Below are 23,467 nucleotides of genomic sequence, written 5' to 3' on the forward strand. Positions count from 1 at the left end.
TCATGCGTGAATATCTGAAGCTCTACATCGACGGGCAGTGGACCGACCCCGCCGAACCGCACACCATCGACGTGGTGAATCCGGCCACCGAGCAGGTGTGCGGCACGGTGGCCGTCGGCACGGCGGCGGACGTGGACCGCGCGGTCGCCGCCGCGCGCGCCGCGTTCGCCGGGTGGTCGAGCACCGAGCCCGCGCAACGGCTCGCGCTGCTGCGCGCGGTCCTCGCCGAATATCAGAAACGCGCCCCCGATCTCGGGGCGGCGCTGATCGAGGAGCTGGGGGCACCGGCCGCCCTGGCCAACGGCTTCCAGGTGGACCTGGGAACGGGCCACCTCAGCACCACGATCGAGGTCCTCGAGGGGTTCCGCTTCGAGGAACAGCGCGGCGCGTCGCTGATCGTGAAGGAGCCGATCGGGGTCTGCGCCCTGATCACCCCGTGGAACTGGCCGTTGAACCAGATCGCGGTGAAGGTCTTCCCCGCGCTGGCCACCGGCTGCACGATGGTGCTCAAGCCCTCCGAACTCGCGCCGTTCTCCGGACAGATCTTCGCCGAGATCCTCGATGCCGCCGGTGTTCCGGCCGGGGTGTTCAACCTGGTGCAGGGCGACGGCCTCGCTGTGGGCGTGCCGTTGGCGAGTCATCCCGACGTCGACCTGGTCTCGTTCACCGGCTCGGCCAGGGCGGGCATCGATATCGCGCGCAACGCGGCGGCCGGGGTCAAGCGGGTTACCCAGGAGCTCGGCGGCAAGAACCCGAACATCATCCTCGATGACGATGCCTTCGCCGAGAACGTCGGCAAGGGCGTGGTGAGCATGATGCTCAACTCGGGCCAGACCTGTAGCGCGCCCTCGCGCATGCTGGTGCCCGGCGCGCGGATGGCCGAGGCGATCGAGGTCGCCCGCGGTGCGGCCGAGGGGGTCACCGTCGGGGATCCGCACGGCGAGTTCGCCATCGGCCCGGTGGTCTCGGCCAACCAGTTCGACAGGATCCAGACACTGATCGCCAAGGGCATCGGCGAGGGGGCCACGCTGGTGGCGGGCGGGCCGGGCAAACCCGACGGTCTGAGCACCGGCTACTACGTGCGGCCCACCGTCTTCGCCGAGGTCACCAATGACATGACCATCGCCCGCGAGGAGATCTTCGGGCCGGTCCTGACGATCCTGGGTTACGACGATCTCGACCACGCCGTCGAGATCGCCAACGACACCGAGTACGGCCTGGCCGGCTTCGTCGCGGGCACCGACCTGGTGCAGGCGCGCGCGGTCGCCCGCCGGATCAGGGCGGGGTCGATCGCGATCAACGACGGGTTCGATTTCCACACGCCCTTCGGCGGTTACAAGAAGAGCGGCAACGGCCGCGAGTGGGGCGATTTCGGCTTCCACGACTACCTCGAGATCAAGGGCGTGCTCGGTTACGCGCCGCCGGAAGAATGAGAGGCGACCGATGCCTACCCTGGCCACGAAGAAACTGAGCGACGCCGTCGGCGTGGAGGTGCTCGACGCCGACGCCGACCGGCTGCTGCACGACCCCGACATTCCGGCCGCGTGCATGGCGGCGCTCGAGGAGCACGGCGTCCTGCTGTTTCGCGAACTGCACATCGGCGACGAGGCGCAGGCGGCGTTCGGGCGGCGGTTGGGCGAGCTGGTGCAGTTCCCGCTCTACGCCAACCCCGATGTCATGCAGATCAGCTTCGACCCCGACAATCCGAACGCGGAGTACTTCGCGAGCAACGATTTCTGGCACCTCGACGGCGCGTTGGACGCCATCCCGGCCAAGGCGTCGATGCTCAGCGCGCACGTGATCGCCACCGAGGGCGGCGAGACCGAGTTCGCCAGCACCTACGCGGCCTACGACAACCTCTCCGAGGACGAGCGGCAGCGCGTCGCCGACCTGCGGGTGGTACACACCTTCGCCGCGATCCAGAAGCTGACCTACCCGGACCCCACCGAGGAGCAGCTCACCGAATGGGCCTCGCGCACCGTGCGCGAGCATCCGCTGGTGTGGCAGCACGACACCGGGCGGCGCTCCCTGGTCTTCGGGGCGACCACGTCCCACATCGTCGGCATGGACCCCGAGCAGGGGCGCGCACTGCTCGACGACCTCCAGGCGCGCGCCACCGCCCCGGAGCGCGTGCTGCGCCACGCCTGGTCGGTGGGCGATCTGGTGATCTGGGACAACCGGGGCCTGGTTCACCGGGCGTGCGAGTTCGACCGGCGCGAACCGCGCCGGATGCACCGCACCACCCTCGCGGGCGACGAGGCCATCAAATGAGCGCCCGCACCGCAATCGTCACCGGCGGCGCGTCGGGGATCGGCGGCGCGATCAGCGCGCGGCTCGCCGCCGACGGGGCATCCGTCGCCATCTTCGACCTCAATGGTGACGCGGCCAAGGACGCCGCCGCCGCGATCGAGAACGCCGGCGGTCGGGCGATCGGCCTGCCCGTCGATGTCACCGACCGCGCGGCGATCGACGCCGGGGTCGCCGAGGTCCGTGCCCGGCTCGGCCGACCGGCGGTACTGGTGAACAGCGCCGGTCTCACCCTGGACGGTCCCTTCCTCGAGATCAGCGCCGAGACCTGGAACCGGGCCCTGGCGATCAATCTCACCGGGACCTTCGACTGCTGCCAGGCGGTGATCCCGGACATGATCGAGCAGGGCTGGGGACGCATCGTCAACATCTCGTCGTCGAGCGTGCACAGCGGCGCGGCCGGGCTGGCCGGGTACGTCGCGGCGAAATCGGGCGTGGTGGGTCTGACCAAGGTGCTCGCGCTCGAGTTCGCCAAACGCGGGATCACGGTGAACACCATTCCGCCGGGCTTCATCGACACCCCGATGCTGCGCCACACCGTGGACCGGGGGTTCATCGACGTCGAGGCGCAGATCGCGCGCACCCCGGTCGGCCGGATCGGCACACCGGCCGACGTGGCCGCCACCTGCGCGTTCCTGGTGAGCGAGGAGGCCGGCTATCTCACCGGTCAGATCATCGGCGTCAACGGCGGGCGGAACACGTGACGGCGGCGCAAGTGCCCCGCATCGCGCCGTTGCCGAAGGCGGAATGGTCCACGGAGATGACCACGTTCATGGCCGAGTATCGCAGCGCGGCGATCGGCGACAAGCCGTCGACCGGGCGGCAGAGCGGGGCGAACCTGCTGGGCACTCTGGCCAGATACCCGGCACTGGCCAAACCGTTCCTCACCTTCAACGGGCACTTCCTCTACGGCTCCACGCTCTCGGCCCGGCAGCGCGAGCTGCTGGTGCTGCGGGTGGCGGCGGTCCAGCGCTGCGGCTACGAGTGGGCCCAGCATTCGATCCTGGCCGCCGACGCGGGCCTGGAGCCCGAGGAAATCGCCCGGATCGAACGGGGTCCGAGCGCGCCCGGGTGGTCGGCGATCGACGGCGCGCTGCTGGCCGCCGTCGACGAGCTGCTCGGCGACGGGGCCGTGAGCGGCCCGACCTGGACCGCCCTGGCGGCGGAGTTCGACGAGCACCAGCTGATGGATGTGGTGTTCACCGTGGGCATGTACGCGATGCTCGCCATGGCTCTGAGCTCGTTCGCCGTGGCGGCCGAAGCCGCGCTGGTTCCGTACCTGCCCGCACCGGAGTAAGCGCGGGCAGGTGGGCGCGGATTATCCGCGGCGGGTGAGCACCGCGTCGGCGGCGGCCCAGTGCTCATCCGCCACCCACAGGCGCGCGAAGGCCGCGACGGCCTCCTCGGCCGACACCCCGCCGACGACCCGCTTGATCTCGGCGGCCTGCGGGGTGGCCAGCGATCGGGCCAGCGCGCGCCAGCCGTCCTCGAACTCCGCGCGCGGCAGCACCCGATCCACCAGGCCGAGGCGCTGCGCCTCGACGACGTCGAGGATCGCGCCGGACCCGGCGAGCAGCAGCGCGCGGCTCTTGCCGACGAGGGCGGCGAGGCGTTCCGCGCCGCCCCAGGCCGGCATGATCGCCAGCGCGGACTGGTTGAAGCCGATCTTGATATCGTCGGCGGCGACGCGGATGTCGGCGGCCACCGCGAACTCGGCGCCGCCGCCGAGCGCATGCCCGTTGAGCGCGGCGATCACGGGGGCGGGGAAACTCGCCAGCCGGTCGCAGATCGAGCGCATCCGCCAGGCCATCGCGGCGGCCTGTTCCTCGGTGCGCAGAGCGCTGAGTTCCTTCAGGTCACCGCCGGAGACGAACGCGCGCTCACCGGCTCCGCGCACGACGAGAGCACGCGCACCCGCCGCCTTGTCGAGCGCCTCGTCGAGCTCGTCCATCGTGACGGGCGCGATGGCGTTGCGCGCGTGCGGTCGATCGATCGTGATGACCGCGACGCCCTCGTCCAGCTCGAGCTCGACCATCTAAGATTCTCCCATCACGAGATTGTCATTCTTGTTTTCAGAGAATAACATCATCGCCGCAGAACTTCGGATCAGGCATTGGAGTCTCACGTGCGCAGCATTCCCGCCGACTTGATCGAGCACTACCGAACGCAGGGCTGGTGGACCGGAGAACCGATCGGCGAGTTGCTGACGCGCGGTCTCGCCGCTGCCCCGGACACCGAATTCCGGGTGCACTCCGCCGAGCGTCCTTGGTCGGGCACCTTCGGCGAGGTCGAGCACCGGGCCCGACGCCTCGCCGCGGGCCTGCGCGCTCGTGGCGTCGGACCCGGCGACGTCGTGGCCTTCCAGTTGCCCAACTGGATGGAGGCCGCCGCCACCTTCTGGGCGTCGGCCTTCCTCGGTGCGGTGGTGGTGCCCATCGTGCACTTCTACGGCCGCAAGGAACTCACCTACATCCTCGAGGCGACCACGCCACGGGTGTTCATCGGAGCGGAGCGGTTCGGGCGCCTCGAGCACCAGGCCGATCTGTGCGCCGACATCCCGATCGTCGGCGTGGTGGGACGCGACTTCGACGACCTGCTCGCCGACGAACCGATGCCCGGATTCCTCCCGACCGATCCGGGCGGCCCCGCACTGATCGCCTTCACCTCGGGAACCACCAGCGCGCCCAAGGGCGTCGTACACAGCCATGAGACCCTCGGTCACGAAACCCGGCAGCTGTCCGCCTGGTACCCGCCCGACCGCGGCAAACAACTCACCGCCGCACCCGTCGGGCACTTCATCGGCATGGTGAACGCCTTCCTGATCCCGGTGCTGGACGCGACGCCGGTGAACCTGGCCGATGTGTGGGACCCGCAGCGCGTCCTCGCGCTGATGCACAGCGACGGACTCACCGTGGGCGGCGGCGCGACGTACTTCGTCACCAGCCTGCTCGACCACCCCGATTTCACCGCCGCACATCTGCCCCGGATGAGGTACGCGGGCCTGGGCGGGTCGTCGGTGCCCGCGGCGGTCACCCGCAGGCTCGACGAACTCGGCATCACGGTCTTCCGCTCCTACGGCAGCACCGAGCACCCGTCGATCACCGGGTCACAGATCACCGCGGCCTCGGACAAACGCCTGTTCACCGACGGCGATGTCCTACCCGGCGTGGAGATCCGCCTGGCCCCCGACGGCGAAATCCTCAGTCGCGGACCGGAATTGTGCCTCGGCTACACCGACGACGCCCTCACCGCCGCCGCCTTCGACGCCGACGGCTGGTACCGCACCGGCGACATCGGCGAACTCGACGCCGACGGCTACCTCACGATCACCGACCGCAAGGCCGACATCATCATCCGCGGCGGCGAGAACATCAGCGCCCTCGAAGTCGAGGAGGTCCTGCTGACAATGCCCGGTATCGCCGAGGCGGTCGTCGTCGCCGCACCGGATGCCCGCCTCGGCGAGCACGCCGCCGCCGTGGTGCGGCTGCGCACCGGCCACGAGATGCCGACCATCGACGAGATGCGCGCGCATTTCGACCGGGCCGGTGTCGCCAAACAGAAGTGGCCCGAGGAGTTGCACCAGGTCGAGGATTTCCCCCGAACCGCGAGCGGCAAGGTACAGAAGTTCCACGTCCGACGAAACATCGCCGACCGCCAACCGTTGCACGGCTGAACTCCCGCGCCCAGACGTGGAGCCGCGAAAGTCCACGCAGCGACCACGTACGGGCCCGAATCAGCGCACCGATGGTGTCGAATCGACCCCATCGGTGCACAGTTCGAGAACGCCTGGCCACCCACGATTTCCAGCAAAGTCGATACCGGGCGATCAGGTCTCAACTCGCCCGCTGGCCTGTACGGCTACGACCTCCTGCGGATCGGCCATCGAAGTCGTCCGACACGCTGGTACCCATCGCTCATTTCCAGCGACGCCCGCGCCAGTACTAGTGCGTGGTCCGATTACGAATCAACGACAATGGGCAACTGACGTCGGAACCAACTCGACAGGAGTTGTCCTTGTGCGGATGACCTACGATTCGACGGCAAACGCCGCGATGATCTACCTCGCCGATCGCATCGGTCCCGGACAAGCCGTCCGGCAACAAGCAGTACCACTCGATGGGGCCGAGATGGTCCTGGATTTCGATGTCGATGGCGTGCTACTCGGCATCGAGGTGATCGGCGCACGTGAAACGATCTCGGCCGAAGTGCTCGACGCGGCTGAACAAATCGGATGATCCCGCCGGTTCGGGCTACTCGGCACGCGGCGCAGGTAGCCCGAACCGGCGGCTCGATCCGATGACCGCATCAACCCGAAGCGAGATGGGATCACCTGCCATTGCCGCTAATACTGTGCTGATCGAATCAGCGATCGCGGCCACCGTCGTCGACCGACTCGCCTACGACCGATCCGTGTCTCGCGCGTCGGGCCCCGCCAGGATCGTCACGGCCGCGACCGCGGTGGGACCACCGATGGAGTGCGCCAACCCGATTCGGGCCCGGTCGACCTGGTTCACCGCGTCGCCACGCAACTGCTCGAACAACTCCACGCACTGCGCCACACCGGTGGCGCCCGGCGGATGTCCCTTCGACTTCAGGCCGCCGCTCGGATTGACCGGTAGCGCGCCGCCCACGCTGGTGACGCCCGCTTCGACGAGCTTGTGGGCCTCGAACCGATCGGCGAACCCGAGATCCTCGTAGCTCATCAACTCGATGCCGGTGAAGAAGTCGTGCACCTCGGCGACATCGATGTCCGACGGGGTCAGCCCGGCCATGCCGAACGCCTGGCGAGCGGCACGGACCGTGGCGGGGAACGTCGTCATGTCCCGCTTGTGCTGGTGCATCACCGAATCCATGCCGAGTCCCACCCCGCGAATCCACACAGGGCGGTCGGTGTAGCGATCGACCACGTCCTCGGCGGCCAGCACGAGCGCCGCCGCCCCGTCGCTCTGCGGCGCGCAGTCGTAGAGCCCGAAGGGCGTGACCACCGTCGGCGCCGCGAGGGCTTCCTCGATACTGATCTCGAAGCGCAACCGCGCCTTGAGGTTTCGCACGCCGTGCCGATGGTTCTTCACCGCGACCATGGCCATGTGTTCGCGCGTGGCAGGCGATTCGTGCAGGTACCGTGCCACGTGCAGCGCGAACCCGGCAGGCGCGACCAGCCCGAGCGGGTAGTCCCAGGCCATGTCCCGGGTCATCGCCTCCCACTCCCACAGCATGTCCTTGGACGCGGACTCACGCAGCTTGTCCGCGCCGACCACCAGGGCCACGTCGATAGCGCCGGAGGCGATCGCGAGCAGCGCGTTGCGGACCGCGTCGTGCCCGGTGGCGCAGGCGTTCTCGACGCGGGTCACCGGAATGTCGGGCAGCCCGAGGGTGTCGGCGAGAATGCCGGAGGCGAACCCGTCGGCGGTGCCGAGCTCACCGAACCACGCCGCCTGGATGTCGGATTTTCGGAACCCCTTGTCGATGGTGCGCGCGCAGTCGGCGAAGGCCATCGGCACCAGATCTTTGATGCCGAGTGCGAAATGCTCGGCGAAGGGCGTCATTCCGGCGCCGACGATGGCGACTCTTCTCATGCTGCCGACTCCTGTCGTTCGGGGGTTTCCGGTTCGAAGGCGTAGCCGTAGTCCGGCACGCCGGAGCGCACCGCCACGCGTCGCAACACCATGCGGCCGCGATCGCCGATGTCCACCGAACCCGGTTCGGCGCTGGTCACTTTCACCAGCGCGCGCACGCCGACCTCGTCGAGTTCGACGATGACCAGCGAATACGGCGTTTTCAGCCCGGGCACCGGCACGTGCACGGTCACCGACGTGTACACGGTGGCGGTCCGGGGCAACGGCACCAGTGTGTAGTCGGTGCGCAGCGTGCCGTCGTCGTCCACCCGGTATCGGGGTGGGAAGTCCAGTTCGTCGGTGCCCTCGTGGCGTCCGGCCGCCCAGCGCACTTTCGCCTCGAACGCGCGCTCATAGGCGGCCAGCGAGATCGGGATGTCGGCCCCGGGTACGAAGCTCGTCACCGGTTTCTCCCGCGGCGGCGGTTCGCGCCGATGCACCGGCACCGCGCCCGCCGCGACCGTGACGCCGGACAGACTGCCCTGTTCCACCCCGACCAGCGGGCCGGCCTGCCCCGCGTCCACCATCGCCGCCAGCGCGAACAATCCAGAACTCGCCCCCAAGGTGGGCAGCGGCGGCGGGGTGCCGATACACAGGTCGGTGGCCTGTTCGTGATCGACCCCTGCCACCGCGACCGGGGTGTCGAGCCAGGACGCGGCCAGTGAGCCGAGAAGTCCGCGTTCGCGCAATAGTCGGGGGTCTCCGTAGTCGTGCACGACGCCGGTGGCATAGCGGGTCCGGACCGGCAGGCTCCGGGCGACGCGCGCCGGGGTGCGCACCTGCAGTCCTCGTTCGCCCGTGACGGCGGCGGCCGCGCCGGCCGGATCGAGGTCGACGCCGATCACCAGGGTTCGCGGCCTCGCCGAGCCGAGTGCGTCGAGGGTCGCGGGTGCGCCGCCGAGCCGCTCAGTGACCTCCAGTTCGGAATCCAGACCGAGGCCCGCCAGCAGTACCGCGGCGTTACCGCCTTCCAGCAGCGGCAGATCCCGGCTGACCAGCACGACGTGCTCCACCCCGGCCCCCGAGGCGATCGCGGCCCGGCCCGCTTCGACGGCGAGGGTGATCGCGTCCTCGTCGTCACCGGGTACGCGCTGTTCGGCGGTACCCCAGCACGGCAGATAGGTACCGACCGAAGCGATCAACGGCATCGTGCTCTCCCGACCTAGATGATAATGTGATTCTCATATTAGAGAATGCAGTCTAGCAACAGGCCGGAATCGGTGACATTGCGATCCGCTCCCTGGATCTTTCCGACAATTGAATGGGGAGTCTCATGACTGGGACAACTCTCCCGCTGCCCAGCGGCGGCATCACCGTCATCCAGCGCCTGCGCGCGTACGCCTACCACTACGGCACGGCGGTGCTGCCGGATCTCACGATCGCTGCCTGTGCCGTGCTCGTCTCCGCGGAGGCGGGCCATCTCACCCTCACCCCCACCGAGTCCGAAGGCGACCCCACACCATGACCAGTGCCGGTTCCGATCTGGTGCGGCTACCGCACGAGGTACCGATCAGCTCCTACGTCGTCGATATCGACGGAATCCCGATGTCGGCCACGGTCGCCGAGGCGGCCGACCCGCGCGCCGTCATCATCGCCGTCCACGGCGGCGTGACGACCTCCGCCTACTTCGACTGCCCCGGCCACCCCCGGCTGTCGCTGTTGCGTACCGCGCCCGCGCTCGGGTTCACCGTGGTCGCGATCGACCGACCCGGCTACGGCAGTTCGGCCCCGCACGCGGCCGACATCGCACCGGCCGCCCGCCGCGTCGACCTCGCCTACGCCCTGGTGGAGCGCATGCTCGGTACGCGCGAGCGCGGAGCGGGGATGTTCATCCTCGCGCACTCGGCCGGGTGCGAGCTGGCCGTCCGGATGGCCGCCGACGAGCGCGGCGCGCAGTTGCTCGGCATCGAACTCGCCGGCACCGGCAGAAAACACCACCCCGAAGCCATCAGCAACCTGACAGCGGGCGGGCCGGGGCGCGGCGAACGTCTGCGCGAGCTGCTCTGGCAGCCGAGCCGCCTGTATCCCACCGAGGTCTTCGGCGGCGCGGCGATCGCGTCGCCGGGCCCGGCGTACGAGGCCACCATGATGCCGCAGTGGGTGGCGCACGATTTCGAGCACACCGCCGCGCAGGTCCGCGTTCCCGTCCAGTTCACCGTGGGCGCGTACGAAAAGGTATGGCGCACCGACCCGCTCGCGCTGAGCGAGATCACCGCGCTGTTCACGGCCGCGCCGCGCGTGCTGCTCCACGAGCAGGCCGACGCGGGCCACAATCTGAGCATGGGGCATTCGGCGACCGCCTATCACCTCAGGGTGATGTCGTTCATCGAGGAATGCGTGATCGCGCGCCGCTGAGATCGCCGGTCAACGAAATCCGCCCCACGACACCGATGGTCGTGGGGCGGATTCACTGGTGTGTCAGAGGCCGAGGGATTTGGCGATGATCACCTTCATGACCTCACTGGTTCCGGCGTAGATCCTGGCCACTCGCGCGTCGGTGTACAACCGCGCGATCGGGTACTCGCTCATATAGCCGTAACCACCGAACAGCTGCAGACAGCGATCGACCACCCGGCCCTGCATTTCGGTGGTGAACAGTTTCACCCGTGCCGCGTCGGGGCCGGACAGTTCACCCTCGACCAGATCCAGCACGGCACGATCCACCATGGCCTGCGCCGCCTCGACTTCGGCCGACATCGCGGCGAGTTCGAACTTGGTGTTCTGGAAGGACGCGACCGGTTTCCCGAAGGCCTTGCGTTCCTTGACATAGTCGATCGTGGCGGTGATCGCGGCCCGCGCTTGGGCAACCGAGCCGACCGCCACCGTCATCCGTTCCTGCGACAGATTGTTGCCGAGGTAGCCGAAGGCCTCGCCTTCGGCCCCGAGCCGATTCGCCACGGGAACCCGGACCGCGTCGAACGACAACTCGACGGTGTCCTGCACCTTGCAGCCCATCTTGTCCAGCACCCGCCCGCGCTCGAACCCGGGCATGCCGTCCTCGACCACCAGCAGGGTCAGGCCCGCGCGCCGGTTCTCCGGATCGGTCGAGGTCCGCGCCACCACGATCACCAGATCGGCGAGCAGGCCGCCGGTGATGAACGTCTTCGCGCCGCTGAGCAGATAGTCGTCGCCGTCGCGCACCGCGTAGGTGCGCATCCCGGCCAGATCGGAGCCGGTGCCGGGTTCGGTCATCGCGATGGCGGTCAGCAGCGAACCGCTCGCCAGCCCGGGGAACCAGCGTTCACGTTGCTGCTCGTCGGCGTAGGCCAGGAAATACGGGAGGATGACATCGAGCTGGGTGCGCACCGTGCTCAGCGTCACCAGCGCGCGCGCCGCTTCCTCCTGCAGGACGGCGTTGTAGCGGTAGTCCCGCAGGCCCGCGCCCCCGTACTCCGGTGGGATGGCGACGCCGAGAATGCCGAGCGCACCGAGCTTTTCGAAGACCTCTCGCGGCATCTGCCCGGCCTTTTCCCACTCGGCGTAGTGGGGCGCGATCTCCTTGTCGATGAATTCCCTGGCCAGCCCGCGGAAGGCTTCGTGGTCCTCGGTGTAGATGTCTCGGCGCACCGATGTCTCCTTGTTGCTCAGGCGACCAGTTCGACGATGGCGGCGTTGGCGGTGCCGCCGCCCTCACACATCGTTTGCAGGCCGTAGCGAATTCCGTTGTCGCGCATGTGATGAACCATCCGGGTGAGCAGACCCGCCCCCGATCCACCGAGCGGATGACCGAGCGCGATGGCGCCGCCGAGCGGATTGAGCAGCTGCGCGTCGGCGCCGGTTTCGGCGAGCCACGCCAGCGGCACCGACGCGAACGCCTCGTTCACCTCGAAGACGCCGATCTCGGCGAGATCGAGACCGGCCTTGCGCAGGACTTTCTCGGTCGCCGGAATCGGACCGGTCAGCATGAGTACCGGGTCGGCGCCGGTCACCGCGCCCGCGCGGTAGCACACCAGCGGCGTCAGCCCCAGTTCGCGGGCCCGCTCCGGTGTCGTCACCAGCACCGCGGCGGCACCGTCGGAGATCTGGGAGGAGTTACCCGCGTGGATCACGCCGTCGGCTTGGAAGGCCGGCTCGAGCTTGGCCAGGGTCTGGGGTGTCGTCCCGCGGCGCACGCCTTCGTCGGCGGTCACCGTCCCCGCTTCGGTCTCGACGGGCACGAGCTGGGCGTCGAACGCGCCCCGGTCCTGGGCGGCCGCGGCCAGTTCGTGCGAGAGCGTGGCGAATTCGTCGAGCCGATGACGATCCAGCCCCCACTTCTGGGCGATCAGCTCCGCGGAAATGCCCTGGTTGAACGAGAAATCCTGGTAGCGCGCACGGGCTTTCGGGCCGTAGGGGGCCCCGCCCTCCTTCGCCGCGCCGAGCGGGACCCGGCTCATCACCTCGACCCCACCCGCGACGACGACATCCTGCTGCCCCGACATCACCGCCTGCACCGCGAAATCCACCGCCTGCTGGCTCGAGCCGCACGCCCGGTTCACCGTCGTGCCGGGAATGCTCTCCGGCCATCCGGCGGCCAGCACCGCGTAGCGCCCGATATTGCTCGACTGGTCACCGACCTGGGAGACACAGCCCCAGATCACGTCGTCGATCACGGCCGGGTCGATCCCGGTGCGCTCGATCAGGGCGCTGAGTACCACCGCGGACAGGTCCGCAGGATGGGTTCCCGCCAGTCCGCCGTTGCGTTTGCCCCACGGCGTGCGCACCGCCTCGACCACTACTACCTCACGCATGGCGCTCTCCATTCGAACTAGTCATCGTTGTGTTCGGTCTGCCGGGCGATCGCCCAGCGGCCGGTGAACTCCGGTTCCCGGGCGGCCGCGAACGCCGCGAAGGCCTCCGGTGCGTCGGCGGTCGCGAAGTTCACCCCCTGCGCCCGGGCCTCATTGGCCAGTGCGTCGCGCAGGGTGCGGTCCGCGCCCTCGTTCAGCAGTGCCTTGGTCTGGGCCAGCGCCACCGGCGGTCCGGCGGCGAGCCGTTCGGCGAGCTCGACGACGAAGGCGTCGAGCTCGGGTTCGGCGACGACCCACGTCACCAGGTTCAGCGCGTGCGCCCGCTCGGCGTCGATCGTCTCGGCCAGCAGCGCCAGCCGCTTGGCCTGTTGCAGTCCCACGAGTTTGGGCAGCAACCAGGACCCGCCGAGATCGAGCGAGAGCCCGCGACGGGTGAAGATCTGCGAGAACCGCGACTCCGGCGTCGCGACCACCAGATCGCAGCCCAGTGCCAGGTTCCAGCCCGCGCCCACCGCCACCCCGTGCACCTTGGCGATGGTGGGAATCGGCAACTCGTGCAGCAGCAGCGCGACATCGGTGAGCGCGCGCAACTTGTGCAGGGGATGGCTGGGGTCGGGTGTGGCGATATCCGCGCCGGCGCAGAAGGCCCCGCCCGCGCCGGTGAGCACGAGGGCGCGGACGTCGCGATCGCGGCCGGCCGCGTCCAGCGCCTCCCGCAGCGCCGCCCACAGTTCCCGATTGATCGCGTTCTTGCGGTGCGGGCGATGCAGGGTCAGCGTGCGCACGCCGTTGCGGTCTTCGGTCAGCAGGATCTGTTCGTCGCGAATATCGTTGTCCCCCAGTGTCATCAGGGCACGGCCGTGGCGATGAGACGGTGCAGGCGTAGCAGGGCGATCTCGTCGTCGGTGAGACCGAACTCCGCGAGCACCGCGTTCGTGTGTTCGCCCAGCGCGGGCACCGCCCCCATCGGCGGGTCGAACCCGGCGATGATCGGGGGCGGGAGCAGCGCCGGGATCTGCCCGACCGGGGTATCGATCCGACGCCAGCGATCGCGCTCGGTCAGCTGGGGATGATCCAGCACTTCGCTCGGGGTGTTGTAGCGGGCGTTGCCGATGCCCGCGGTGTCGGCGGCCTGTTGGATGTGGGCCAGGTCGTGGCCGGCGCACCACGCGCCGATCTCGGCGTCGAGCACCTCGCGATGACGAACCCGGTCGGAATTGCTCCGGAATCGTGGGTCGTCGGCCAGATCCGCTCGTCCCAGCAGTTCGCGCGAGAGCCGTTGCCATTCCCCGTCATTGGTGGTGCCGAGCACGACGGTCTGCCCGTCACCGGTCGGGTACGCGCCGTAGGGCGCCACCGCTGGCGAACTCATGCCGAGCGGCTGCTGATCGATGCCGGAATGCCGGGTGTAGGTGAGCTGGTAGCCCATCACCTCGGCCATCGTGTCGAACAGGCTGACCGTGACCGCCGCCCCCTTCCGGGTGCGCCGGTCGCGCGCGGACAGCATGGCCAGGATCGAGATCGCCGCGTACAGACCGGAGCAGACATCGGCGACCGGTGGACCGGGCTTGGCGGGCGCGCCCGCCGAACCGGTGACCGCGCACACCCCCGATTCCGCCTGTGCCAGTAAGTCGTACGCGCGTTTGCCCGATAGCGGACCGCCCGCGCCGAAGCCGTCGATCTCGACCGCGACCAGGTCGGGATGGCTGTGCTCGAGGTCGGCGGGGGTGATGCCGAGCCGCGCGGTGGCGCCGGGAGCGAGATTGGAGACGAGCACGTCGGCGTGGTCGAGCAGCCGGTGCAGCACCTCCATTCCGGCCGGCGACTTCAGGTTCAGCGCCACCGATTCCTTGCCACGATTCACCCAGACGAAGTGCGCCGCGAGGCCGTCGACCACATCGTCGTAGTACCGGGCGAAATCGCCACCGTCCGGGTTCTCGATCTTCAGCACCCGTGCACCGAGATCGGCCAGGGTGCGCGTGCACATCGGCGCGGACACCGCCTGCTCCAGCGCCACCACCGTGACGCCGGCCAACGGCGCGGGGTCCGCCGCCGCGTGTGCGGCCATCACATCACCATGCCGCCGTCGACCGGCAGCACCTGCCCGGTGACGAAGGAGGCCGCGTCGGAGGCGAGGAACACGAAGGCGCCCGCCACCTCATCCGGTTCCGCCCAGCGGCGCAACGGGATTCGGTTCAGCATCTGCGCGGAGAACTTCTCGTTGGTGCGCAGGGTGCTGGTCATCGGTGTCGCCGCCAGCGGGGCGAGCGCGTTCACCAGGATCTGCTTGCGGGCCAGCTCGCGCGCCAGCGACTTCGTGACGCCGATGATGCCGGCCTTGGCCGCGGAGTAGTTCACCTGGCCGAGCGTGCCGACGATGCCCGCCGAGGAAGTGACGTTGATGATCCGGCCGGTACCGTCGGTCGCCAATTTCGCCAGCGCGGCCTGCGAGCACCGGAATGTGCCGAGCAGGTGGATGTCGAGCAACAGCGACACCGATTCCTCGCTGGTCTCGGCGAACATGGCCGGAGCGGTCACACCGGCGTTGTTCACCAGAATGTGCAGGACTCCCCCGGCCAGCTCGGCCGCCGCGGCGACGGCCGCGTCCGCGGACGCTCGGTCGCGCACGTCGAGCGCCGCGCTGCGGGCGGTGCCGCCCTCGGCCACGATCTTCTCCGCGACCACGGCCGCGGCGGCGCCGTCGACATCGGTGACCAGCACCGCGGCGCCCGCGGTGGCCAGGGCCCGCGCGACAGCGGCACCGATGCCGCCTGCCGCGCCCGTGACCAGTGCCGATCGTCCGGTCAGATCGAACAGTGCTGTGTTGACGGTCATTTCAGTAGCTCCTCGGCATTCCCAGCGTGTGCGATCCCAGGTAGTTCAGGATCATTTCCTGACTGATCGGCGCGATCTTCATCACGCGCGCCTCGCGGAAGTAGCGGGCGACGTTGTACTCCTCGGCGTAACCCATCCCGCCGTGGGTTTGCAGCGCGCGATCGGCGGCGGTGAAACCCGCCTCCGCGCACAGATACTTGGCGGTGTTCGCCTCGCGACCGCACGGTTGGCCGTTGTCGTAGAGCCAGGTGGCCTTACGCAGAACCAGCTCGGCGGCATCGAGATGGGTCAGCGAGTCGGCGAGCGGGAACTGGATGGCCTGGTTCATCCCGATCGGCCTGCCGAAGACTTCGCGGTCACCGGCGTAGCGCACCGCCCGGTCCAGGGCGACCCGGCCTATACCGAGCGCTTCGGCGGCGATCAGCATCCGCTCGGGATTGAGCCCGTCCAGCAGGTACCGGAACCCCATGCCCTCTTCGCCGACCCGGTCCTCGACCGGAATCCGAAGGTCGTCGATGAACAGTTCGTTCGAGGTGACGGCGTTGCGACCCATTTTCGCGATCGGCCGGATGTCGACCTTGGTGCGGTCGAGATCGGTGAGGAACAGGGTCATGCCGTCGGTCTTCTTCTCGACGTCTTCGTACCGGGTGGTGCGCGTGAGCAGCAGGATCTTCTCCGACTCCATGGCCTTGGAGATCCACACCTTGCGCCCGTTGACCACGTAGTCGTCGCCCTCGCGTCGGGCGAAGGTACTGATCCGGGTGGTGTCGAGACCCGCACCCGGTTCGGTGACCCCGAAACACACGTGCAGATCACCGCTGACGATGCGTGGCAGGGTCCGGCGCTTGAGCTCCTCGGATCCGTGCACCACCACCGGATGCATGCCGAAGATCGACAGGTGAATCGCGGTGGCCGCGTTCATCCCACCGCCGGAGCGGGCGACCTCCTCGAGCAGGATCGACGCCTCGGTGATCCCCAATCCGTGCCCGCCGTACTCCGGCGGAATCGTGATGCCGAGCCAGCCGCCCGCGGCGATGGTGTCGTAGAACGCCGCCGGGAACTCGTGGGCCTGATCGCGCTCCATCCAGTACTTGTCGTCGAACTTCTTCATCAGCTCGGCGACCGAGTCGCGGATCAGCTGCTGATCCTCGCTCAGCGCGAAACTCATCCCACCGGACATGCGTACTTCCCCCATCAATCCGAGGCGGGCAGCGCTTTGGCCGCCTTCACCGTCATCGGCTCGCCGTCGCAGCTCAACGAGCCCGCGCCCGCCGCGATGCACAGCACCTCGACGTGCTCGGCCACATCCACATACCGCTTGCCGATCACCGTGCTCGGCGCACCGCTCGCGGCGACCGTGGGGGCGTTGACGGCAGGGATCATCGGGCTCGCGCCGCAGGTGATCATGGGCGTGCGGTTGGCCGGTACCCGGATCACCACCACGCGCGTACCGCAGACGGTGCTGGCGAGTTGATCACCGGGACGCAGTGGCACTGCGGTCATGGTGGATCTCCCTTCCTGAGGTTACGTCGCTCTCTCTCAATGAAAACTAGCTTCTCATTCAGCGAGAATCAATGACCCGTTGACTATCCGCCCAACCCGTGGAAATCTTACAGTTCAAATCTGAGAACGTGATTCTCCGAATCGAGAGGAGGCAGTGATGCGCCTACCCCCGCTGCCGGCGGACCAATGGGACGAGCAGGTTCAGCGCGCCCTGTCCGGTCTGCTCCCCCGGGACCGGCAGAACCCGGCGGATGCCGGAAACGCACTGTCCACCCTGGTCCGCCATCCGGACCTGACGAAGGCCTACCTGAGCCTCGGTGTGCACCTGCTGTTCCGGTCGACACTGCCGGCGCGGGTACGCGAACTGGCGATCCTGCGCGTCGCCCATCGACGCGGCTGCGCCTACGAGTGGGCCCATCACGTGGAGATGGCCCACGAGTCCGGCGTGAGCGCCGCCGATATCGCGGCGGCGCAGGGCGGGCCGCCCACCGACGAGTTCGATCGCGTGATCTTCACCGCGACCGACGAACTCGACACCACAGCGAACCTGTCCGATTCGACCTGGGCCGCCCTCGGCGCGCACCTCGACGAGCGGCAGTGCATGGATCTGGTCTTCACGGTCGGCGGCTACGGCATGTTGGCCATGGCCTTCAACACCTTCGGCGTCGAAGTCGAACAAACGGAAAGGTAACCCCTTGTCCCACTTCACAAAACCGGCCGCGGGTAGCTGGACGGAGCACTACCCCGAGCTCGGCACCGAGCCGGTGGACTACACCGACTCCATCGATCCGGACTTCTACGAGGACGAGCGCAACGCCATCTTCAAGAAGACCTGGCTCAATATCGGTCGCGTCGAACGACTTCCGAAGGTCGGCAGCTACTTCACCAGGGAACTGCCCTCGGTCGGCACCTCGCTCATCATCGCCAAGGGCAACGATCAGGTCGTGCGGGCGTTCCACAACATCTGCCGCCACCGCGGCAACAAGCTGGTCTGGGACGACTTCCCCAACGAGGAGACCTCGGGCACGTGCCGCCAGTTCACCTGCAAGTACCACGCCTGGCGCTACAGCCTCGAGGGTGAGGTGAACTTCGTCCAGCAGGAGAAGGAGTTCTTCGACCTCGACAAGCAGCTCTACGGCCTCAAGACCGTGCGCTGCGAGGTGTGGGAGGGCTTCATCTTCGTCAACCTCGACGAGGACGCCCCGTCGCTCACCGAGTACCTGGGCACCCTCGTCACCGGCGTCGAAGGCTACCCGTTCCACGAGTTCACCGAGGTCTACAGCTACCGCGCCGAGATCGGCAGCAACTGGAAGCTGTTCATCGACGCGTTCGCCGAGTTCTACCACGCGCCGATCCTGCACATGAAGCAGGCGGTCAAGGACGAGGCCGACAAGCTGGCGGGCACCGGTTACGAGGCGCTGCACTACGAGCTGCAGAGCCCGCACTCGATGATCTCCTCGTGGGGCGGCATGGCCCCGCCCAAGGACCCCAACATGGTCAAGCCGATCGAGCGCGTGCTGCGCAGCGGCCTGTTCGGACCGTGGGACAAGCCCGACATCGAGGGCCTGGACAAGCTGCCCGAGGGCATCAACCCCGCCCGCCACCGGGCCTGGGGCGTCGACGAGTTCGAGATCTTCCCGAACATGTCGCTGCTGTTCTGGGAGCCCGGCTGGTACCTCACCTACCACTACTGGCCGACCGCGGTGAACAAGCACATCTTCGAGGCGAACCTGTACTTCGTGCCGCCCAAGACCGCGCGCGAACGCCTGGGCCAGGAGCTGGCCGCGGTCACCTTCAAGGAGTACGCGCTGCAGGACGCGAACACCCTAGAAGCCACCCAGACGATGCTGGCCACCCGCATCGTGTCCGATTTCCCCCTCAACGACCAGGAGATCTTGCTGCGCCACCTGCACAAGGTCGCCAAGGACAAGGTTCAGGAGTACCGAGATGCCACTGCTGCCCGCTGAATTCGCTGATCTGGAGCAGTTCTCCGACTGGGTCCTGCCCACCGAGCCGCAGCGCTACACCAAGCGTCTCGCCTCGAGCATGCCCGACATGCAGGAGTTCTACGACACGGCGTTCCCCCGGCTGGAGGATGCGATCACCTACTGCGACAAGTTCCCGCTCGACGACCTGCCCGAGGATGCCCGCGCGCTGCTGCATCTGATGCAGTCGCTGGTGAACGTGTCCTTCCCCGTCGAGGTCTGGAAGCAGGCGCGGGTACCCGACTCCGGCGCCGCCATGGTCCACCTCATCCGGGAGCCGGTGGTCTGATCATGCTGACGCTGTTGGCCGCCGGGTACCTCGATATCGACACCGGCGAGATCGTCCGACCAGGAGTCATCCGGATCGAGGGTGATCGGATCGTCGGCCTCGGTGGCGAACCCGAGGGCGAGATCATCGACCTCGGCGACGCCGTCCTGCTGCCCGGCCTGATGGACATGGAGGTCAACCTCCTGATGGGCGGTCGCGGCGAGACCGGGCTGGCCTCCAGCGTTCAGGATGATCCCCCGCTGCGAATGCTGCGTGCGGTGGGCAATGCCCGCCGCACGCTGCGGGCCGGTTTCACGACCGTGCGCAACCTCGGTCTGTTCGTCAAGACCGGCGGGTATCTGCTCGATGTCGCGCTCGGCAAGGCCATCGACGCCGGCTGGGTCGACGGTCCGCGTATCGTGCCCGCCGGGCACGCGATCACCCCGACCGGCGGACATCTCGATCCGACGATGTTCGCCGCGTTCGCCCCGCACGTGCTGGAACTCAGCATCGAGGAGGGCATCGCCAACGGTGTCGATGAGGTGCGCAAGGCGGTCCGGTACCAGATCAAGCACGGCGCGCAGCTGATCAAGGTCTGTGTCTCCGGCGGCGTCATGTCGCTCACCGGAGCGCCTGGGGCGCAACACTATTCGTCCGAGGAACTGCGGGCGATCGTCGACGAGGCGCATCGGCGCGGGTTGCGGGTCGCCTCGCACACCCACGGCGCCGACGCGGTGCGCGCCGCGGTCGAGGCGGGAATCGACTGCATCGAGCACGGGTTCCTGATCGACGACGACGCCATCGCCCTGATGGTCGAGAAGGGCACCTATCTGGTGCCGACCACCCGCCTGGCCGACGCCATGGATGTCTCGAAGGCGCCGCCGGAGCTCCAAGCCAAGGCGGCGCAGATGTTCCCGCGCGCCCGCACCTCGGTGCTGGCCGCCTACAAGGCCGGGGTGAAGATCGCGGTGGGCACCGACGCCCCCGCGATCCCGCACGGCCGCAACGCCGACGAGCTGGTCGCGCTCGTCGACCGCGGCATGAGCCCGTTGGCCGTGCTGCGCGCCGCGACCACCACGGCCGCCGAACTGATCGATGTCACCGACCGGGGCCGGCTGGCCGAGGGCCTGCTCGCCGACATCATCGCTGTTCCCGGCGACCCACTCACCGACATCACCGTCACCCAGCGGGTGCGGTTCGTGATGAAAGGCGGAAAAGTCTTTGTCCAGAATTGACGACGTGATCGAGCTGGAACAGCTGCTCGCGCGGTACGCGGTCACCATCACCAAGGGCGACATCGAGGGCCTGGTCGCGGTGTTCACCCCCGACGGCAACTACAGCGCCTTCGGCGACACCTACCCGCTCGACGAGTTCCCCGATCTCGTCGCCGCCGCGCCGAAGGGGCTGTTCCTCACCGGCACACCGGCATTGGAGATCGACGGCGACACCGCCAGCGGCACCCAGCCGCTGTGCTTCATCGAGCAGTCGACCCACGACATGCGGATCGGCTACTACAGCGACACCTACGCGCGCACCGACGCGGGCTGGCGGCTGCGCACCAGGGCCATGACGTTCATCCGTCGCAACGGCGACCACGATTCCGGCCGTCCGCACGCCTTCGAACGACCGAGTGCGTGAACCGCGCCGACTTTCGGACCGGTCTGCGGTCCTGGCTCGACGCGAACGACCTGTCCGCGGGGCCCGACCATTCGCTCGACGCACAGGTCGAGCAACTGGCCAGGGTCCGGCGCGCGCTCTTCGACGCGGACTGGATGCGGTACGGCTGGCCCGCCGAGGTGGGAGGTCTCGGCGGACCGGCGGTGCTGCGGGCGATCCTCGGCGAGGAGGTCGCGACCCGCGACCTCGCCGAGCCCGGCATCTACTCCATGATCGAGGTGCTCGCGCCCACGATGATCTCCTACGCCGGCCCGCAGCTGGCGGCGGAAATGGTGCCGCGACTGCTCAGCGGCCGGGAACAGTGGTGCCAGGGGTTCTCCGAGCCCGGCTCCGGCAGCGATCTCGCGTCCCTGAGCACCAAGGCCGAGCAGCGCGGTGAGCACTGGGTGATCACCGGCCAGAAGGTGTGGACCAGTCTCGCCCAGTACGCGGCGCGCTGTGTCCTGTTGACCCGCACCGGAATCGGCCACGACGGGATCACCGCGTTCTTCGTCGACATGGACTCCCCCGGCATCACCGTGCGGCCGTTGCGCACGATGCACGGCATCGACGAATTCGCCGAGGTGTACTTCGACGAGGTCGTCGTGCCCGCCGACCGCATGCTCGGCCGACCGGGCGACGGCTGGCGGATCGCGATGGATCTGCTCCCACACGAGCGCTCCACCTGCTTCTGGCACCGGATCGCTTATCTCTACACGCGATTCGACCAGCTGCTCGAGCAGACCGCGCACGACGACCGGGCCGGCCACGACGACGCCGAACTCGGCGCCGTCCATCTGGCGCTGCACACCATCCGCTGCCGCTCGCTGGCGACGCAGGAACGTCTGGCGGCCGGCGGCAAGCTGGGGCCGGAGACCTCCGTCGACAAGGTGCTGCTCGCGACGGCCGAACAGCACCTGTTCGACACCGTCTGCGATCTGCTGCCCGGCGTCATCGAGCTCGCCGATTCGCCGTGGCGCGCGGAATACCTGTACTCGCGCGCCGCGACGATCTACGGCGGCACCGCCGAGATCCAACGCAACATCATCGCGCGTCGACTGCTCGACCTGGGGAAAGAGTGAACCGTGGATGCTGCCGAACTCGATCTGCTGGCTCAGACGCTGCGCAAGACCATGCGCGACGTCTCCGGCGCGGAGCTGCACACAGCGCTCGACGACCTGGGCTGGCAGGAGATGCTGACCGACGCGCCTGATGCCACTGTCCCCCTGGTTTTCCGGTTGCTCGGCGAGACCGGCGCGCACGCGCCGCTGCTCAACGACGTCGTCCGGGCGGCGGGCGGACTGTCCGCCGACGACCCGGTCGCGCTGCCCTGGTCCGGGGGGACCTGGGTGCGCTGGGACCACGCCGACGACGCGTCCGGCGCCGACCGGTCCCCGACCCTGGACGCTGATCTGCCGATCCGCGCGGTCCCGGCGGGGACACCGATCCCACTGGCGCAGGGCCGGCGGGCACTGGGCTGGTGGCTCACCGGCGCGAGCCGGGCCATGCTGACGCTGGCCCGCACCCACGCCCTCGATCGCGTGCAGTTCGGGCGGCCGGTGGCCTCGTTCCAGGCGATCCGGCACCGTCTCGCCGAGACCTTCGTCGCGATCGAGGGCGCCGAGGCCACCCTGGCCGCGGCCACCGACGATTTGGGGTCGCTGCTGGCCAAGGCCGCCGCGGGGCGGGCCGCCCTGATCACCGCGCGGCACTGTCAGCAGACGCTGGGCGGCATCGGCTTCACCGCCGAACACGATCTGCACCGCCACATCCGCCGGGTGCTGGTCCTGGACGGACTGCTCGGCAGTTCCCGCGAACTGGTCCGCGAGGCGGGCGCCATCGCACGCGCCTCGGGCACGGCCGCGCGGCTGGTGCAGCTATGAGCGAGCGCGCGGAACCCGCCTGGAAGCAACGCGCGGTGGAACGGTCGATCAAGTCCACCCGGTTGCGGGCCGAACAGCGGGTGCAGCGTTTCCTCGAAGCGGCCCAGTCGATCATCTCCGAGAACGGCAGCACCGATTTCACCGTGCAGGAGGTGGTGGAGCGGTCGCGTCAGTCGCTGCGCAGTTTCTATCTGCAATTCGACGGCAAGCACGAACTGCTGCTCGCCCTGTTCGAGGACGCGCTGCTGCGCACGGCCGAGCAGATCCGCCTGGCGGCGGCCGAGGAGGACGATCCGCTGACCCGGCTCGGAGTCGCGGTACAGCTGCTGTTCTCGCTGTGCCGCTCCGATCCCCGGGATCGCCACCCGCTGTTCACCGACTTCGCGCCGCGCCTGCTGGTCACCCATCCCGCCCATGTGAAGGTCGCGCACGCACCACTACTCGCGCTCTTCGTCGACCTGGTGACCGACGCCGCGTCGGCGGGCACGCTGCGCCCCGGCCTCAATCCCCGCCGGGTGGCCGCCATGACGATGCAGACCGTGATGTTCACCGCCCAGTCCAGCGGCGGCCAGGACGACATGGCGACGCGCCCGATCACCGCCGAGGAAGTCTGGGAGTTCTGCGCCGCGGGCGTCACCGGCACCGTGAGAACATAATTCTCTTTCAGGTAGAATAGGAAGATTCG

At 68.6% G+C, this 23,467-nt stretch carries 26 protein-coding genes; 16 read left to right on the forward strand and 10 right to left on the reverse strand.

Annotated elements, in window-relative coordinates:
• Positions 1–2: 2 nt before the first annotated feature.
• From ACWFRF_RS04120 to ACWFRF_RS04135, 4 genes are read left to right on the forward strand one after another with little or no spacing between them, the layout of a single operon-like run.
• A complete protein-coding gene (locus ACWFRF_RS04120; protein WP_452448863.1) occupies positions 3–1,433 on the forward strand; it encodes an aldehyde dehydrogenase family protein in 1,431 nt (476 codons plus the stop codon).
• 10 nt (positions 1,434–1,443) lie between these two features.
• Complete coding sequence (locus tag ACWFRF_RS04125) at positions 1,444–2,271, forward strand: TauD/TfdA dioxygenase family protein (RefSeq protein WP_452448864.1); 828 nt, start codon at positions 1,444–1,446, stop codon at positions 2,269–2,271.
• Entirely contained in the window at positions 2,268–3,011 is a 744-nt protein-coding gene (locus ACWFRF_RS04130; protein ID WP_379314029.1) for an SDR family NAD(P)-dependent oxidoreductase, read from the forward strand. Before ACWFRF_RS04125 ends, ACWFRF_RS04130 begins: the two co-directional genes overlap by 4 nt.
• A gap of 56 nt (positions 3,012–3,067) precedes the next feature.
• On the forward strand, positions 3,068–3,604 hold the full coding sequence (locus ACWFRF_RS04135; RefSeq protein WP_452448866.1) for a carboxymuconolactone decarboxylase family protein: 537 nt from the start codon (positions 3,068–3,070) through the stop codon (positions 3,602–3,604).
• A gap of 21 nt (positions 3,605–3,625) precedes the next feature.
• On the opposite strand, the gene ACWFRF_RS04140 is transcribed toward ACWFRF_RS04135, so the two are convergent.
• On the reverse strand, positions 3,626–4,342 hold the full coding sequence (locus ACWFRF_RS04140) for an enoyl-CoA hydratase/isomerase family protein (RefSeq protein ID WP_067444827.1): 717 nt from the start codon (positions 4,340–4,342) through the stop codon (positions 3,626–3,628).
• Positions 4,343–4,432: 90 nt separating this feature from the next.
• Between ACWFRF_RS04140 and ACWFRF_RS04145 the strand changes: the two genes are divergently transcribed.
• Together ACWFRF_RS04145 and ACWFRF_RS04150 are read left to right on the forward strand one after the other, a co-directional pair.
• The gene (locus ACWFRF_RS04145; RefSeq protein WP_452448868.1) at positions 4,433–5,980 is read left to right on the forward strand and encodes an AMP-binding protein; all 1,548 of its coding nucleotides are present in this window, start codon (positions 4,433–4,435) and stop codon (positions 5,978–5,980) included.
• A gap of 349 nt (positions 5,981–6,329) precedes the next feature.
• On the forward strand, positions 6,330–6,542 hold the full coding sequence (locus ACWFRF_RS04150; RefSeq protein WP_449961795.1) for a DUF2283 domain-containing protein: 213 nt from the start codon (positions 6,330–6,332) through the stop codon (positions 6,540–6,542).
• A gap of 162 nt (positions 6,543–6,704) precedes the next feature.
• Here the strand turns inward: ACWFRF_RS04150 and ACWFRF_RS04155 are convergent, their stop codons facing one another.
• Complete coding sequence (locus tag ACWFRF_RS04155) at positions 6,705–7,883, reverse strand: thiolase C-terminal domain-containing protein (protein ID WP_452448869.1); 1,179 nt, start codon at positions 7,881–7,883, stop codon at positions 6,705–6,707.
• Positions 7,880–9,070, reverse strand: a complete 1,191-nt coding sequence (locus ACWFRF_RS04160) for an OB-fold domain-containing protein (RefSeq protein WP_452448870.1) — start codon at positions 9,068–9,070, stop codon at positions 7,880–7,882. Before ACWFRF_RS04160 ends, ACWFRF_RS04155 begins: the two co-directional genes overlap by 4 nt.
• Before the next feature lie 125 nt (positions 9,071–9,195).
• On the opposite strand from ACWFRF_RS04160, the gene ACWFRF_RS04165 reads away from it, so the two are divergent.
• Together ACWFRF_RS04165 and ACWFRF_RS04170 are read left to right on the forward strand one after the other, a co-directional pair.
• Entirely contained in the window at positions 9,196–9,387 is a 192-nt protein-coding gene (locus tag ACWFRF_RS04165; RefSeq protein WP_378990245.1) for a hypothetical protein, read from the forward strand.
• Complete coding sequence (locus ACWFRF_RS04170; RefSeq protein ID WP_452448871.1) at positions 9,384–10,277, forward strand: alpha/beta fold hydrolase; 894 nt, start codon at positions 9,384–9,386, stop codon at positions 10,275–10,277. The genes ACWFRF_RS04165 and ACWFRF_RS04170 overlap by 4 nt, the downstream gene beginning before the upstream one ends.
• A 63-nt stretch (positions 10,278–10,340) precedes the next feature.
• On the opposite strand, the gene ACWFRF_RS04175 is transcribed toward ACWFRF_RS04170, so the two are convergent.
• The 7 genes from ACWFRF_RS04175 to ACWFRF_RS04205 are packed head-to-tail and all read right to left on the reverse strand — an operon-like array spanning position 10,341 to position 16,990.
• Positions 10,341–11,489, reverse strand: a complete 1,149-nt coding sequence (locus ACWFRF_RS04175) for an acyl-CoA dehydrogenase family protein (RefSeq protein ID WP_452448872.1) — start codon at positions 11,487–11,489, stop codon at positions 10,341–10,343.
• 17 nt (positions 11,490–11,506) lie between these two features.
• Positions 11,507–12,652: a thiolase family protein gene (locus ACWFRF_RS04180; protein WP_452448873.1), complete on the reverse strand. Its 1,146-nt coding sequence runs from the start codon at positions 12,650–12,652 to the stop codon at positions 11,507–11,509.
• Positions 12,653–12,669: 17 nt separating this feature from the next.
• Positions 12,670–13,500, reverse strand: coding sequence for an enoyl-CoA hydratase/isomerase family protein (locus ACWFRF_RS04185; RefSeq protein WP_452448874.1), 831 nt, complete (start codon positions 13,498–13,500; stop codon positions 12,670–12,672).
• On the reverse strand, positions 13,500–14,720 hold the full coding sequence (locus ACWFRF_RS04190) for a CaiB/BaiF CoA transferase family protein (protein ID WP_452448875.1): 1,221 nt from the start codon (positions 14,718–14,720) through the stop codon (positions 13,500–13,502). Before ACWFRF_RS04190 ends, ACWFRF_RS04185 begins: the two co-directional genes overlap by 1 nt.
• A complete protein-coding gene (locus ACWFRF_RS04195; protein ID WP_449961774.1) occupies positions 14,720–15,487 on the reverse strand; it encodes an SDR family NAD(P)-dependent oxidoreductase in 768 nt (255 codons plus the stop codon). Before ACWFRF_RS04195 ends, ACWFRF_RS04190 begins: the two co-directional genes overlap by 1 nt.
• A 1-nt stretch (position 15,488) precedes the next feature.
• Entirely contained in the window at positions 15,489–16,667 is a 1,179-nt protein-coding gene (locus ACWFRF_RS04200) for an acyl-CoA dehydrogenase family protein (RefSeq protein WP_379316310.1), read from the reverse strand.
• A gap of 14 nt (positions 16,668–16,681) precedes the next feature.
• Complete coding sequence (locus ACWFRF_RS04205; RefSeq protein WP_452448876.1) at positions 16,682–16,990, reverse strand: hypothetical protein; 309 nt, start codon at positions 16,988–16,990, stop codon at positions 16,682–16,684.
• A gap of 157 nt (positions 16,991–17,147) precedes the next feature.
• Between ACWFRF_RS04205 and ACWFRF_RS04210 the strand changes: the two genes are divergently transcribed.
• From ACWFRF_RS04210 to ACWFRF_RS04245, 8 genes are read left to right on the forward strand one after another with little or no spacing between them, the layout of a single operon-like run.
• Positions 17,148–17,681, forward strand: a complete 534-nt coding sequence (locus ACWFRF_RS04210; protein ID WP_452448877.1) for a carboxymuconolactone decarboxylase family protein — start codon at positions 17,148–17,150, stop codon at positions 17,679–17,681.
• A gap of 4 nt (positions 17,682–17,685) precedes the next feature.
• Positions 17,686–18,957 carry an aromatic ring-hydroxylating oxygenase subunit alpha gene (locus ACWFRF_RS04215; RefSeq protein ID WP_452448878.1) on the forward strand — a complete coding sequence of 424 codons (1,272 nt, stop codon included), beginning with the start codon at positions 17,686–17,688 and terminating at the stop codon, positions 18,955–18,957.
• Complete coding sequence (locus tag ACWFRF_RS04220; RefSeq protein WP_378990254.1) at positions 18,938–19,264, forward strand: hypothetical protein; 327 nt, start codon at positions 18,938–18,940, stop codon at positions 19,262–19,264. Before ACWFRF_RS04215 ends, ACWFRF_RS04220 begins: the two co-directional genes overlap by 20 nt.
• A 2-nt stretch (positions 19,265–19,266) precedes the next feature.
• The gene (locus tag ACWFRF_RS04225) at positions 19,267–20,478 is read left to right on the forward strand and encodes a metal-dependent hydrolase family protein (protein WP_067444766.1); all 1,212 of its coding nucleotides are present in this window, start codon (positions 19,267–19,269) and stop codon (positions 20,476–20,478) included.
• On the forward strand, positions 20,474–20,881 hold the full coding sequence (locus tag ACWFRF_RS04230; protein ID WP_371855968.1) for a nuclear transport factor 2 family protein: 408 nt from the start codon (positions 20,474–20,476) through the stop codon (positions 20,879–20,881). Before ACWFRF_RS04225 ends, ACWFRF_RS04230 begins: the two co-directional genes overlap by 5 nt.
• Entirely contained in the window at positions 20,878–21,981 is a 1,104-nt protein-coding gene (locus ACWFRF_RS04235; RefSeq protein ID WP_452448879.1) for an acyl-CoA dehydrogenase family protein, read from the forward strand. Before ACWFRF_RS04230 ends, ACWFRF_RS04235 begins: the two co-directional genes overlap by 4 nt.
• A 51-nt stretch (positions 21,982–22,032) precedes the next feature.
• Positions 22,033–22,782 carry an acyl-CoA dehydrogenase family protein gene (locus ACWFRF_RS04240; protein ID WP_452449146.1) on the forward strand — a complete coding sequence of 250 codons (750 nt, stop codon included), beginning with the start codon at positions 22,033–22,035 and terminating at the stop codon, positions 22,780–22,782.
• Complete coding sequence (locus ACWFRF_RS04245) at positions 22,779–23,438, forward strand: TetR/AcrR family transcriptional regulator (protein ID WP_452448880.1); 660 nt, start codon at positions 22,779–22,781, stop codon at positions 23,436–23,438. Before ACWFRF_RS04240 ends, ACWFRF_RS04245 begins: the two co-directional genes overlap by 4 nt.
• Positions 23,439–23,467: the final 29 nt, after the last annotated feature.

Source organism: Nocardia sp. NPDC055165, from assembly GCF_053606985.1.